Annotated in this window: 12 protein-coding genes and 1 pseudogene; 8 read left to right on the top strand and 5 right to left on the bottom strand. The window is 61.6% G+C overall.

The features are described from left to right. Positions 1-13: 13 nt before the first annotated feature. Positions 14-1,198 (bottom strand): MFS transporter, encoded by a 1,185-nt coding sequence (locus C0Z19_RS07120; RefSeq protein WP_425330277.1) that lies wholly within the window; start codon positions 1,196-1,198, stop codon positions 14-16. A gap of 268 nt (positions 1,199-1,466) precedes the next feature. Between C0Z19_RS07120 and uvrA the strand changes: the two genes are divergently transcribed. From uvrA to C0Z19_RS27905, 8 genes and pseudogenes are all read left to right on the top strand, one after another. Beyond that, positions 1,467-4,328: an excinuclease ABC subunit UvrA gene (gene uvrA / locus C0Z19_RS07125; RefSeq protein WP_102609083.1), complete on the top strand. Its 2,862-nt coding sequence runs from the start codon at positions 1,467-1,469 to the stop codon at positions 4,326-4,328. Between the two features lie 75 nt (positions 4,329-4,403). Continuing rightward, positions 4,404-5,489 carry an AI-2E family transporter gene (locus C0Z19_RS07130; protein ID WP_102609154.1) on the top strand — a complete coding sequence of 362 codons (1,086 nt, stop codon included), beginning with the start codon at positions 4,404-4,406 and terminating at the stop codon, positions 5,487-5,489. Between the two features lie 84 nt (positions 5,490-5,573). Continuing rightward, positions 5,574-6,539, top strand: a pseudogene (locus C0Z19_RS07135) (contractile injection system protein, VgrG/Pvc8 family); the annotation flags it as partial. Further along, entirely contained in the window at positions 6,481-6,624 is a 144-nt protein-coding gene (locus tag C0Z19_RS29150) for a hypothetical protein (protein ID WP_425330280.1), read from the top strand. The pseudogene C0Z19_RS07135 and the gene C0Z19_RS29150, both read left to right, overlap by 59 nt. Positions 6,625-6,665: 41 nt before the next feature. Continuing rightward, on the top strand, positions 6,666-8,273 hold the full coding sequence (locus C0Z19_RS07140; protein ID WP_233196035.1) for a type VI lipase adapter Tla3 domain-containing protein: 1,608 nt from the start codon (positions 6,666-6,668) through the stop codon (positions 8,271-8,273). A gap of 178 nt (positions 8,274-8,451) precedes the next feature. Beyond that, positions 8,452-8,721, top strand: coding sequence for a PAAR domain-containing protein (locus C0Z19_RS07145; protein ID WP_102609086.1), 270 nt, complete (start codon positions 8,452-8,454; stop codon positions 8,719-8,721). A 42-nt stretch (positions 8,722-8,763) separates the two neighbouring features. Further along, positions 8,764-10,422, top strand: coding sequence for a type VI secretion system baseplate subunit TssF (gene tssF, locus C0Z19_RS07150; RefSeq protein ID WP_102609087.1), 1,659 nt, complete (start codon positions 8,764-8,766; stop codon positions 10,420-10,422). Next, positions 10,419-10,565, top strand: coding sequence for a type VI secretion system baseplate subunit TssF (locus C0Z19_RS27905; protein WP_146012012.1), 147 nt, complete (start codon positions 10,419-10,421; stop codon positions 10,563-10,565). The genes tssF and C0Z19_RS27905 overlap by 4 nt, the downstream gene beginning before the upstream one ends. Before the next feature lie 109 nt (positions 10,566-10,674). Here the strand turns inward: C0Z19_RS27905 and purU are convergent, their stop codons facing one another. The 4 genes from purU to C0Z19_RS07170 all read right to left on the bottom strand — a co-directional run bounded on the left by purU (position 10,675) and on the right by C0Z19_RS07170 (position 13,701). Next, positions 10,675-11,544 carry a formyltetrahydrofolate deformylase gene (gene purU, locus C0Z19_RS07155; RefSeq protein WP_102609088.1) on the bottom strand — a complete coding sequence of 290 codons (870 nt, stop codon included), beginning with the start codon at positions 11,542-11,544 and terminating at the stop codon, positions 10,675-10,677. Between the two features lie 39 nt (positions 11,545-11,583). Continuing rightward, positions 11,584-12,438 (bottom strand): NUDIX hydrolase, encoded by an 855-nt coding sequence (locus tag C0Z19_RS07160; protein WP_102609089.1) that lies wholly within the window; start codon positions 12,436-12,438, stop codon positions 11,584-11,586. Between the two features lie 70 nt (positions 12,439-12,508). Next, positions 12,509-13,123 carry a LysE family translocator gene (locus C0Z19_RS07165; protein WP_102609090.1) on the bottom strand — a complete coding sequence of 205 codons (615 nt, stop codon included), beginning with the start codon at positions 13,121-13,123 and terminating at the stop codon, positions 12,509-12,511. 11 nt (positions 13,124-13,134) lie between these two features. Further along, on the bottom strand, positions 13,135-13,701 hold the full coding sequence (locus C0Z19_RS07170) for an adenine phosphoribosyltransferase (protein WP_102609091.1): 567 nt from the start codon (positions 13,699-13,701) through the stop codon (positions 13,135-13,137). Positions 13,702-13,790 lie beyond the last annotated feature (89 nt).

The following is a 13,790-nucleotide window of genomic DNA, read 5'->3' on the forward strand; positions in this document are numbered from 1 at the left end:
GCGCCCGATCGCGTCAAGCCTTACGAACAGGCTTCATGTTGGCGGCGATTATAAGCCAGCCGAGAACGAGCCCCGAGCACGCGAAGAAGACGGCGTTTTGGCCGACCGACCGCATCAGCCAGCCCCCCACGATGCCCCCCAGCGCGAGGCCGATCGACTGCGTCGTGTTGTAGACGCCCGCCGCCGCACCCTTGCGCGCGCCCGGTGCGAGCTTCGACACGAGCGAGGGCTGCGATGCCTCGAGAATATTGAAGCCAAGAAAGTACACGAACAGAATCGCAGCCACGGACAAGATCGTATGCGGCGCCGTGCCCAGCAACAATTGACCGATCAGGATAAGACCGATGGCACCGCAGAGCACGGGCTTCATCTTGCCCCGCTTCTCGGCCGCGATGATGGCCGGCACCATCATCACGAACGACAGGCCCATGACGGGCAAATACACTTCCCAATGGGACGCGACCGGCAAACCCTCCGCGACCAGGATTCGCGGCACGACCAGAAAGAGCGCCGTCTGCGTCGCGTGCAACACCAGCACGCCGAAATTCAAACGCAACAGTTCGACGTTTTGCAGCACTTCGGCGAACGGGGCGCGCACATGGACAGGCTTGGGCGCGTGCGGCACCACCCACAGCACGACGCCCACGGCCAGGAGCGAAAGCACGCCCACGAGCGCAAACAGGCCGTTCATGCCGATCCACTGATAAACGATCGGCGCACCGACGATCGCGATGGCGAACGAGATGCCGATGCTGCCGCCCACCATCGCCATGGCCTTGGTGCGGTGCTCGTCGGCGGTCAGATCGGCAATGCAGGCGATCACAGCCGACGATACGGCCCCCATCCCCTGAATGACGCGGCCGACGATGATCCACGTCATATCGTGCGCCATCGCCGCCACGAAACTGCCGAGCGCGAAGATCACGAGCCCGGTCGCGATGACCGGTTTGCGTCCGAGCTTGTCGGACGCCCAGCCATAGAAAATGTAAAGCAGCGACTGCGTCACGCCGTAAGCGCCGAGCGCAATGCCGACGAGGAGCACGTTGTCGCCGCCGGGGATCGTCTTCGCGTAAACCGAGAAGACCGGCATGATCATGAACAGTCCCAGCATGCGCAGCGCGAAAATGCCGGCAAGCGAAACGGTAGCGCGCAATTCGGGCGCGCTCATACGCGAGGATGTAATGGGCGGATTCGACATCGAAAGCGAGCGTGGGAACGAAGAGGAGCGTGAGAACGGTAGTGACGTCGTCAGGCTGTTGCCCGCCCCAAAGTGAATCCCGTTCGGGTGTCCCCTGCAAGAGGATTTCCCCTTACGGGCTTCTTGCCGGGACTGCTTGCCGGGACTTCAGCGAGAACTCACGAACCCGTGCACTTCATGGGCTGTAAGCACACCGTAACGGAAGCCTGGAAAAGTCGTTATAGTAGCAGGTTTGGCCCCCTCTCCTTCTTCGCTGAAGTCCAGGTTCATGGAACAAATTCGTATCCGTGGGGCGCGCACCCACAACCTGAAGAACGTCAATCTCGATCTGCCTCGCCACCAGCTCATCGTGATCACGGGCCTGTCCGGATCGGGCAAGTCGTCGCTGGCGTTCGACACTCTTTATGCAGAGGGTCAGCGCCGTTACGTGGAAAGCCTCTCGGCCTACGCGCGCCAGTTCCTGCAGTTGATGGAGAAGCCCGACGTCGACCTCATCGAAGGGCTTTCGCCCGCCATTTCGATCGAACAGAAGGCGACGTCTCACAATCCGCGCTCGACGGTGGGCACCGTCACCGAAATCCACGACTATCTGCGTCTGCTGTATGCACGCGTCGGTACGCCGTACTGTCCAGAGCACGAAATCGCGCTCGAAGCGCAAAGCGTCTCGCAGATGGTCGACGCCGCGCTCGCGCTGCCCGAGGAAACGAAGCTCATGATCCTCGCGCCCGTGGTGGCCAACCGCAAAGGCGAGCATGCCGAGCTGTTCGAGCAGATGCAGGCGCAGGGTTTCATCCGGTTCCGCATCCGCTCGGGCGGCGGTGCGGCCAACGAAGGCACCGCGCAGATCTACGACGTCGATTCGCTGCCCAAGCTCAAGAAGAACGACAAGCATTCGATCGATGTCGTCGTCGATCGCCTGAAGGTGCGCGCCGACATGAAACAACGTCTGGCGGAATCGTTCGAAACGGCACTGCGCCTCGCCGACGGGCGTGCAATCGCGCTCGAAATGGACACGGGCAAAGAGCATCTGTTCAGCTCGAAATTCGCCTGCCCGATCTGTTCGTACTCCTTGCCCGAGCTCGAGCCACGACTGTTCTCGTTCAACAATCCGATGGGCGCGTGCCCCGACTGCGACGGCCTCGGCCAGATCACGTTCTTCGATCCGAAGCGCGTCGTCGCCCACCCGTCGCTGTCGCTGGCCGCCGGCGCGGTCAAGGGCTGGGATCGCCGCAATCAGTTCTACTTTCAGATGTTGCAAAGCCTCGCGGCGTATTACGACTTCGACATCGATACGCCCTTCGAGGAATTGCCCGAGAAGATTCGCAAATTGATCCTGTTCGGTTCGGGCAAAGAGCAGATTCCGTTTTCCTATATCAACGAACGCGGGCGCGCGACGGTTCGCGAGCATGTGTTCGAAGGCATCATTCCGAACCTCGAACGCCGCTACCGCGAAACGGACTCGGCCGCGGTGCGCGAAGAACTCGCGAAGTACCAGAACAATCAGGCCTGCCCCTCGTGCGACGGCACGCGCTTGCGCCGCGAAGCGCGCTTCGTTCGCCTCGGCATGGACGGCGACGCGCGCGCGATCTATGAGGTGAGCGGCTGGCCGCTGCGCGACACGCTCGGCTACTTCCAAACGCTGAAGCTCGAAGGCGCCAAGCGCGAGATCGGCGAAAAAGTCGTCAAGGAGATCGTCGCCCGGCTCATGTTCCTCAACAATGTCGGGCTCGACTACCTGTCGCTCGAGCGCAGCGCCGACACGCTCTCGGGCGGCGAAGCGCAGCGCATCCGGCTCGCCTCGCAAATCGGCTCGGGCCTGACCGGCGTCATGTATGTGCTCGACGAACCGTCGATCGGCCTGCATCAGCGCGACAACGACCGTTTGATCGCCACGCTCAAGCATCTGCGCGATCTCGGCAATTCGGTCATCGTCGTCGAACACGACGAGGACATGATTCGGATGGCCGATTATGTCGTCGACATGGGGCCCGGCGCAGGTGAACACGGCGGCATGATCATCGCCGAAGGAACGCCCAGGCAAGTGCAGAAAGACCCGGCCTCCCTGACGGGCCAATACCTGGCAGGCGAGCGCCGCATCGAATTTCCCGACGAGCGCAAGGAGCCCGATGAACGGCGCCTGCGCATTGTCGAGGCGCACGGCAACAACCTCAAGCGCGTCACGCTCGATCTGCCGGTCGGGCTGCTGACCTGCATCAGCGGCGTGTCCGGTTCGGGCAAGTCGACGCTCATCAACGACACGCTTTATCACGCCGTTGCGCAGCACTTGTACGGCTCGTCGGCCGAGCCGGCGCCGTATGAACAAATCGAAGGGCTCGAGCACTTCGACAAGGTCATCAATGTCGATCAATCGCCGATCGGCCGCACGCCTCGCTCGAATCCGGCGACGTACACCGGCGTGTTCACGCCGATTCGCGAGTTGTTCGCCGGCGTGCCATCCGCGAAGGAGCGCGGCTACGACCCGGGCCGGTTCTCGTTCAACGTCAAGGGCGGACGCTGCGAAGCGTGTCAGGGCGACGGCGTGCTGAAAGTGGAAATGCACTTCCTGCCCGACGTCTATGTGCCGTGCGACGTTTGTCACGGCAAGCGCTACAACCGGGAAACGCTCGAAGTTCATTACAAAGGCAAGAACATCAGCGAAGTGCTCGATATGACGGTCGAGCATGCGCACGAGTTCTTCGGCGCCGTGCCTGTCATTGCGCGCAAGCTCAAGACGCTGCTCGACGTCGGCCTCGGCTATATCCGCCTTGGGCAGTCGGCCACGACGCTTTCGGGCGGCGAAGCGCAACGCGTCAAACTCTCGCTGGAGCTGTCCAAGCGCGACACGGGCCGCACGCTCTACATTCTGGACGAGCCTACGACGGGCCTGCACTTCCACGATATCGCGCTGCTACTGGAAGTCATTCATCGGTTGCGCGATCATGGCAACACGGTCGTGATCATCGAGCATAATCTCGACGTGATCAAAACCGCGGACTGGGTCATCGATCTCGGCCCGGAAGGCGGGGCGGGCGGCGGGCAGATCATCGCCCAGGGCACGCCCGAGACCATCGCAAAATCGAAGGCGAGCTTTACGGGACGGTATCTCGCGCCGCTGCTCGGACGCCGTTGAGCACGGCGGCCGTTCGCGGTTCGACACGCCAGTCGGTGTCGAGCCACCCGACATCGGTTGGAGTTCAGGAACATCATGGTTAAGCGCAACGAGGCACCCGAAGATACCCGCATCCGGGAGGTCGGCGGGCGGCCCGTGCGGCTCACGAGCGACATGAGCCTGCCGAGCCTGTCGGCGGTCGAGATCGGCAGCTACCTGCTGGCTTTTTTCGGCATGTGGGCGGTTTTGCACTTCAAGCTGCTCGGCGCGTTGCTCGCCGGTATGCTCGTCTATCAGCTCGTTCATACGATCGCGCCGAGCATCGAACGGCACATGTCGAGCGGGCGGGCGCGCTGGGTCGCCGTCGTCGTCATCGCCGCGGTCGTGGTGGGCGGCCTGGCGGGTCTTGCCATCGGCATCGTCGAGCACTTCGAGCACACGGTGCCGAACATTCAGAACCAGCTCGATCAGGTCATGCAAATCGTCGCTCAGGCACGGGCGCGCTCGCCCGAATGGCTATCGGCCATGTTGCCCGGCGACGTCTCGCAGATCAAAGAAAAAGCCGGCATGCTCGTGCATACGCACATGGCGCAGTTGCAGCAAGGTGGCAAGAATGTCGCGCGCGGCTTCGGTCATGTTTTGTTCGGCATGATCATCGGAGCCATGATCGCCATTACAGGCGAACGACACACGCAACGGTTGCCGCTGTCGACCGCGCTCGCCTCACGCGCGTCCCGCTTCGCCGATGCGTTCCGGCGCATCGTCTTCGCACAGGTCAAAATCTCGACCATCAACGCGGTATTCACGGCGCTTTATCTGCTCGTTGCGTTGCCGGTTTTTCATCAGCAGTTGCCGCTGTCGAAGACGCTCGTGCTCGTCACGTTCATCGCCGGCCTGCTGCCCGTCATCGGCAATCTGATTTCGAATACGCTGATCGTGGCCGTCTCGCTCGCGGTCAGCCTGCCGACTGCGATTTCCTCACTCGTGTTTCTCGTGCTGATCCATAAATTCGAATACTTCCTGAACGCGAGAATCGTCGGGGGGCAAATCGAGGCGCGCGCCTGGGAGCTGTTGCTGGCCATGCTCGTCATGGAAGCCGCCGCCGGCGTGCCAGGGCTCATCGCCGCACCGATCTTCTATGCGTATATCAAGCGCGAGCTGGTTTATCTGCGGCTCGCTTGATAGCTAACGCGAGCGCAATGCAGGCCTCATTGGCGATGGCGTGATCACAGTGTCGTTCCGGACCTCGCCCGGTTCCCCGCGCGCGAGCAGACCATCCAGTTCGATGAATCGGATGCTGCGCTCATTCGCCGGCTCTGTCGAAGAGAAGGTATCGGCTGGTTCGTGCGCGCCGGCAAGCCCGGCCAGAACGAGTCTGACCAGTCGGGGGACACTGCGCATACGCTGGTGCTGTACGACAACGCAAACAAGCTCAGGCGCTCTTCGGTCGGCACGGTCGATTGCCGGCCTGACGCCGCGATCGGCGAGCGCGACTCCGTCATCTTGCTCTGCACGAGTCAACACCTTGTGCCCGGCTCGATACGTCGCCATAGCTGGGACCACAAGCCCGGCAGGATGGACAGCATTCAAGGGCCGACACGCGTCGATCAGGGCAGCGCGAGCAACGACCTGGCTCGGTTGCTGATGGATTCGCGCATCGACGCGCCCCATATTGCCGACTCGCGCAACGACTACGATCGCATCGGCCTTGCCCGCGTGAAGTCGCACGGTGCGCGCGCACTGCGCGTCGATGGCGTCAGCGGCGTGCGGGATCTGGCCATCGGCGAATGGATCGAAGTGACGGGCTATGAGGACTTCGATCGGTCGGCGAAACACGATCTGCGCATCACGATCACGAGCTTGCATCATCGCGCCCAGAACAATCTGTCGAAGGAGCTGAACGAGCAGGCGCAGGCGCTGTTCGAGGCGAGCCGTTGGTCGTTCGATTCGCCGCCCGTTTCGCTCGATACGCCCGATCGCCCAACTGTCTGGGGCGATTCGACGCAGAGCCGCTACGAGAACACGTTCAGCGCGGTGCCGCGCATGGCGCCGCTTGTACCTTCCTACGATCCGAGCGTCGACCTTCCGCGCACATATCCCGTCACGGGCATCGTCGTAACGACTGAAGGAGACGATGTCTATCGAGGCAAACAGAAAATACTACCAAGAAGGCATCTTTCCGCCGGAGTCGGTCGTTCCACTGGAGACCATGCCACCGTTGGTCACGAGTGAGACGATCGACGAGCAGGAAAACCCGTCTTCGCCCCCAGCTGCCTCGCCCGTCGATTGGTCCGCCTTTCCGGGGGTGTCGCGATGATGGCACGACCGCGCATTTGGCCCTACGTGTTGGCGTTCGCAATGCTGACGGCACTGTGGACGTTTCTCGTCATGAATCATTACTACCGTATCTGGCAAGCCACCGGAGAGGACGCTATAGGCATGGGCAGCAACATTCGGAACGGGATACTGGTCGCACTTGGTCTCGCATTAGCTGCATATGGCGCACATTTCGCGTGGATACACCGGGTGCAAGCGAACAATGCTTTGAATGGAACAGTGGACACGCGCGCGACCGTGAGCGCGATGCCCGGCCAAGCGCAATCCCGGCTCGCTCAAACGGGCCAGCGATTCACACTTGAGGTGCGCGGGCTCGCGGTAACCGTTGGCAAGAAGTCAAGCGACGAAGTCTGGCGCGAAGTGGAGGCAAAGGCCAACAACTTCGCGTCGTATCGGTCGCATGATCCCAAAGACTATGCGGACGGTGCGGACCAACGATTGATCGACTTGGGCGCGGCAGAAACTGTCGCCTTCGAATACGGCGCCAAACGCGCCGTCCAACGCTGGCCGGTGCCGGTCTTCGTATGGGGGCCACGCAGCGATGGGAAGACTCCATCCCTTGCTGCCGAGAGTATCTCCGACGGCCGGCAGAAGGCTGGGCTCGGCGCGACTCTCTTCCTTTGGCAGGAGGCCGCAGACACAACCGACCCCGTCAGCATGATCGAAAAACTGTTCGAGTTCTTTGACAAGCACCCGGATGTGCCCGAAGCCGTATTGTTCGGCGAAGATGGTTCGATGCTGCGAAGCTTGATTGGGACTCCCGACGAAAAGCCTCTGCCTCGGTGGGAATATGTCCCCGAGATTCCCGATAGCGTCGCCGTAATGGTGGTTTCACGCTCGGATCGAGTCGATCGGCTTATCCGTCCCTTCGCTGTCGAAAGCTCAGGCGGCAGCGATGGCGCTAAGCTCTGGGACTATTACTGGCAAAAGAACGACGGCCGAGGTCCCGATGGCTTCGATGCGTACTACCGCGCACAGGCCAAGAGTCAAGGTTGGGACAAGGCATCCACCCCCGGCACCATGCAAGCCAGCTGGTGGCACGAGCAACTACCTGCTTTCTGGAAAACGATCGACAACCAAGGTCCGGGTCAGTTCACGCCATCCGCTTATCTCCCGATCCGCTGGGAGCAATGGCAACTCAAGCAATTCGACAATGCTCCACTGATTGGCTACCTGCATCGTCCCGTCGATGTAAAGCTCACAACCGACGAACGGAAGCCGCTAAGAAGAGTCGACCAAGCCGACGCGCTCAAGACGGGCTGGGAGCAGGCGCTCGCAACGTTGCCCGAAGGCGTCACACCGAAGCGTGTGTTCTACGACACGTCGGGCGATCGCGAATGGGTCATCCCACTGACACAAGCGCTGGCCGCAATCGGCAAAACCGCCCCTGATCCCGGTGATGCTCACGAGGGCTACGACATCGGCCGCCGCATCGCCGATACGGGCGTGAGTTCGACGATGGTCCAGATGGGGTTGGGCCTCATCGCCGGTTATGCCGATGGCGCCACGAGCGCAACGATCACGCGCCGTCCTGATGGCCGGGCGACGATCATCATGGTCAGCCCGCCCGATCCCGAACGCAGGGCACAGTGGGAACAAGCACACAACAACGCCAATCCGTTCGACTAGCGCAACAGAAGACGCCAACGTTCGGTCGCCCCCTCTTGCATTGCCGCTTCTCCGGCCCGCACGGTAATTTAGTCTCAAAATTTCGCGCCCCGCCCCGGGTTACAGCTTCCCGTTATTCAATTGCCCTGCGCCGCGCTGCAATCGCGGCGGGAGGTTGAACCAACCGGAGGTAAAAAGCATGCGCGGCGTAATTCGTAAAGGCGACTCGACATCGCACGGCGGCAAGGTAATGACTGGACAAGAGCAATCGATCGTCACGGATCGTGAAGTCGCATGCGTTGGCGACGAATGCACGTGCCCGCTGCCCGGACATGATCACTGCGTGATCGTCGAAGGAGACCCAGACATTCTGATCGACGGCAAACCAGTCGCCTTCGACGGCCACAAGACTTCCTGCGGCGCCACGCTCATTTCGAGCACAACCGCATCGGTGCGGATCCAGCCATGACAGACGGGATCGACGACCTTCTCCCCGACTACGAGTCGCGAGCTGGCAATATTGCGCAGTTCCCTTTCCGAATTCGCGCAACGCAATCCGGAAGCCGCGGCTCGACTCTCGATCTCCGGCGAGCACTCCGACGACCCGCACATCGAACGCTTGATTCAATCGGCCGCGCTGCTCAGTGCGCGCGTGAGCGCGCGAATCAACGACGATTACCCCGAACTGCCGACCGGGCTGCTCGAAATTCTTCGTCCTGAGTATCTGCGCCCGTTCCCGTCTTGCTCCATTGCATGCTTCGCAGGCAGCGCGGCCATCGAGAAGCTGGCCAGGCCCCTCACCGTAAGACGCGGCACCCAGCTCAACACACGCACAGACAACTATCGATTTCGAACGGTGTACGACGTTGATTTCGGCCCGATCAGGATAGCCGATGCGCGTTATGCGCCAGCGACATCGGCACCGGCCAACGTTCGGCTACCGGAAGAGACGACCGGCATCCTATCGATGAAATTCGCAGGGCTGTCGGCCGCCATGCTATCGAGCAGCAGCGTCCCCGAGCGCGTTCGCTTGTTCGTCGACGGCAACCGCCGCACTGTCGCCGCGACGATCGATACGGTGTTGCTGCGCACATCGAACGCGTTCGTCGAAGTCGATGAAAACGGAGCCTGGATCGCCTTGGACCCCGTACCGATATCAGCCCCCGGCTTCGAACCGGACGACGCACTCACGGAAAAGTGCGACGGTCGCGAATCGCTTTATCGCGTCCTCCTCGAATACTTTTCGCTCCCTGAAAAATTCGACTTCATTGAAGTCGATCTATTGGCGCTGCTGCACATCGCCGGCAAGTGTCATAGCGTGACGCTGCATCTTCCGATCGGGAGCGTGCATCGCGATTCGCACCTGGCTCAGATTCTGCAAACGATCAGCGCTGCAAACTTCACATTGTTTTGCACGCCCGTTATCAACTTGTTCGCCGTCCCATCCGAGCCCATCACGCTGGACGGCACAGAATCGCCCGCCTATCCAATCGTGCCCAGTGAATTGGGCCGCTCGGACGCATCGGTGTACCGGGTCGACGAGGTCCGATTGATGGTAGAGACGCACAAGGGAGCGATCGCTACGAAAATCGAACCTTATCTATCGCTCTCTCACCACAGGCAACCGAGTGATACCGGCATGTTTTGGCTCGTCGAACGAGACAAGATGCTTGCCGAAGACGCGACAGAGCACGACATGTTGCTTTCGTTCGTCGATTCGAACGGCCAGCCGTGCCATCCCGCCGGAACGCAGAGCAACATCGATCTGACCTGCAGCAACGGCAAATTGCCTGCAAGCCTGGGGGTCCAAAACGCGGAAGGTGATTTCGTCTACGAGAACGAGGCGCAGACCGGCCGCGTTTCGCTGTTGCACCCACCGACTCAAAGCATCGAGCGCCCGCACGCGCGCGATCAACTCTGGGACATGGTCGCCATGCTGTCGGCCGGCCCTCTGAGCCTATGCCAGGCGGGCTTGCCGGCTTTCAAGCAGCTGTTATCGGCACATGCCCCTCTGCATTCGGGGTCGGCCAAGCGTCACATCGACAGTCTGAGACATCTTTCCCGCGAATGCGCGCTCGAATGGGTTTCGGCGGACCCGCAGCCCATGATGATGCGTGGCATGCGCGTGCGCATCGCATCGACGAGGCATGCCTTTGCGACTGCTCGATGAGCACATTCGCTCGTGTGCTGGAAAGCGTCTTCCTGCACTACGCACCGACAAACAGCTTCGTGCAATTGATTTTCGTCTCGGCTCAGAACGGGGCTGAACTCGTTCGCGGGCGGGCACTGCCCGGCGCGCTCGACCTTCTGTGAACGCTCCGGCGCAAATCGCCGCTGCCTTCGGAGGCGTGGTGTCTAACAATCGGAGATTCCGATAGCTGCATGGGGGAATAGCAACACACCATTCCGATTCCTAACGACCTCACCGAAACACCACCGTCTTCGTGCCGTTCAGCACGATCCGATGTTCGACGTGCCATTTCACCGCGCGCGCGAGCGTGACGCATTCGACATCGCGACCGATCGCCGTCAATTGATCAGGCGTCATGCTGTGATCGACGCGCTCCACTTCCTGTTCGATGATCGGACCTTCGTCGAGATCGGTCGTGACGTAATGCGCCGTCGCGCCGATCAGCTTCACGCCACGATCGAACGCCTGGTAGTACGGTTTCGCCCCCTTGAAGCTCGGCAGGAACGAGTGATGAATGTTGATCGCGCGCCCCGACAGGTGCTCGCACAAATTCGGCGACAAGATCTGCATGTAGCGCGCCAGCACGACGAGATCGGCCGCATGCTGATCGATCACTTCGAGCACGCGCGCCTCTTGCGCAGCTTTTGCCCGCGCCGTCGATTCGGTCAGCGGAAAGTGGTGAAACGGAATGTTGTAGCTCGCCGCGAGTTGATAAAAGTCTTTGTGGTTCGAGATGATCGCGGGAATGTCGATCGGCAGTTGACCCGTGCGATAGCGGAACAACAGATCGTTCAAGCAATGGCCGATCTTCGACACCATGATCACGACCTTCGGCTTGAGTGCCGCATCGTGAATCTCCGAGCGCATCGAAAACTCGTTTGCGAGCGGCGCGAACGCCTCGCGCAGCGTGTCGAGCCCCGGGTCGCCGCCCACCTGCTGGAAATGGACGCGCATGAAGAATTCGCCGGTATGGCTATCGCCGAACTGCGCCGAGTCGAGAATGTTGGCGCCGCGGTCGAACAGAAAGCCCGAAACTGCATGTACGATGCCGGGCCGATCGGGGCACGACAGTTTCAAAATGAAGCTATGTTGGGTCGACATGACCTGGTTGACTCCTCAGTGTTTGACTCACGCGCCGCATCAGCGCACGACAAGCGGCGCCGCGAACAATGCTTCGATGCCCGCGCACGCGTCCTCGTCGATCCAGCGGTGGCGCAGCATGCAATCGAGCGTGGCGAGGCTCGCGTCGACGGTCAGCCGTCCTTCTTCGACCCAGCGCGCCACTTCGTCGACCCGCGCAAGCCGGTGCTCGCCCACTTCGCCGTCCTGGTTGCGCGGCGCGAAATCCTCGGGCATCGGCAAGTCGTAGACGAAAATCTGCTCGGCCTGCGTGCCTTCGGGCAGCGACTGCAGCACATGGACGGTACGGCCGCGCTCGGCCTTCCGGGCAAGGTCGGCTTCGATGCCGGCTTCTTCCCAACACTCCTTGACGATCGTCTCTTCGATCGACAGCCCCCATGCAATGCCGCCCGCAACGACGTTATCGAGCATGCCCGGATCGGTCGCCTTCGTCTCGCTGCGCCGCGCGATCCACAGTTGCGGCGCGCGATCGGCGTATTTTACGATGCCGTTCAAATGAACCGCGTACGTCATCGTGCCGAAAAAGCGCGCCGCGGCGCGCTCGATATATGCCAGCGGCGCAGCGTCGAACGCGTTGCGGATCGCGTATGTCTCGTCGCGCCAACCGATGATGGCCCCCTGCCCCGCCAGCGCGCCGATCACGGCGGCCAGCGCGGCCGAGCGACGATCGGCATCCGTATCGAAGCGGGCAGACAGCCTGACCGCCGCCGCATCGATTTCGAACACGTCGGGCCAATGAGTCAGCAGCGCGACGTCACGCTCGCGAATCCATCCGACCTGCTCCGAAGCCATGAAGAACGGTCGGTGCGCATGCGCCTCGAAGCGGCGGGCACCGGCAATGCAAGGCAAACTCATTAGAACTCCTGAGCAAAAGGATCGGTGTGTGCTTCGATCGAGCAGCCCGTCTCGCGCACGTCGATGCCCATCAATCCCGCAACGCAACCCGCAATCCGAGCGCGATGAACGTCGCGCCGGCCAGCCGATCGAGCCAGACACCGGCGCGCGGACGCCGCTTGAGCCAAACCCCAAGCGTACCGGCGAACAAGCCGAACGCCGAAAAGATCGCCAGCGTCTGCAGCATGAAGACGAGCCCGAGCTCGATCATCTGCACGGCAATGCGCTGCGTGCCGTTCGGATTGACGAACTGCGGCAGGAAGACGACAAAGAACAACGTGACCTTGGGGTTCATCATGTTGCCGACGACGCTCTGACGAAACACGACCGACAACGGCTGGGGCGGTCGCTCGTGAGCGCTCGCGAGGCCTTGGCTTCTCAAAGCTTTGATGCCGATCCAGACGAGATAGAGGCCGCCGGCGAGCTTGACGACCTCGAATGCGAGCGGCGACGAACGCAACAGCGCGGCGATACCGAAAGCGGCCAACGTGGTGTGAAACGTCAACCCGGCCGCAAAACCGAGCGCGGCCACGAGGCCTGCGGCGCGCCCCTGCGAAATGCCGCGAGCGAGCACCTGCAGATTGTCGGGGCCGGGAGCCACCGTGATCGCCGCCGAAGCGGCAAGAAACAGCGCAAGGTCAGGCATCGCGATCTCGTTCAATGACCGGGAAAATCGGTCACCGTATAAATCGGCAGACCGTTCTCTCGCAACAGCTTCGAACCGCCGAGGTCCGGCAGATCGACGATCGCCGCCCCTTCGACGACAACCGCCCCGAGCCGCTCGAGCAGCTTCTTGCCGGCCATCATCGTACCGCCGGTCGCAATCAGATCGTCGACGATCACGACGCGGTTGCCAGGCTCGCAGGCATCTTCGTGAATCTCGACGGTGGCCGTGCCGTATTCGAGTGCATACGACTCGGACACCGTCTTGTACGGCAGCTTGCCGATCTTGCGAATCGGAATGAAGCCGAGGTTCAGCTCATAAGCGACGATCGGGGCGATGATGAAGCCGCGCGCGTCGAGACCCGCCACATAGTCGAGCTTCGCTTCGACATAGCGCTCGATGAACAGATCGATGAGCACACGCAGCGTCTTCGGCCGCTGCAACAGCGGCGTGATGTCGCGAAACTGCACGCCGGGCAGCGGCCAGTCGGGAATCGTGCGCACTTGGCTCTTGATGAAAGCGGCGGCGTCGTGGGGCGCGTCCGCGGGCGCATTGCACATGGCATTCTCCGCAGTGATTCGGCCGTCCGTGCGGCGGGCGGCAGTAATCGGTCAATAAAATCAAAAATGGAAATGGACGAATAACAACC

Source organism: Trinickia soli (assembly GCF_002879855.1).
GTDB classification, from domain to species: domain Bacteria; phylum Pseudomonadota; class Gammaproteobacteria; order Burkholderiales; family Burkholderiaceae; genus Trinickia; species Trinickia soli.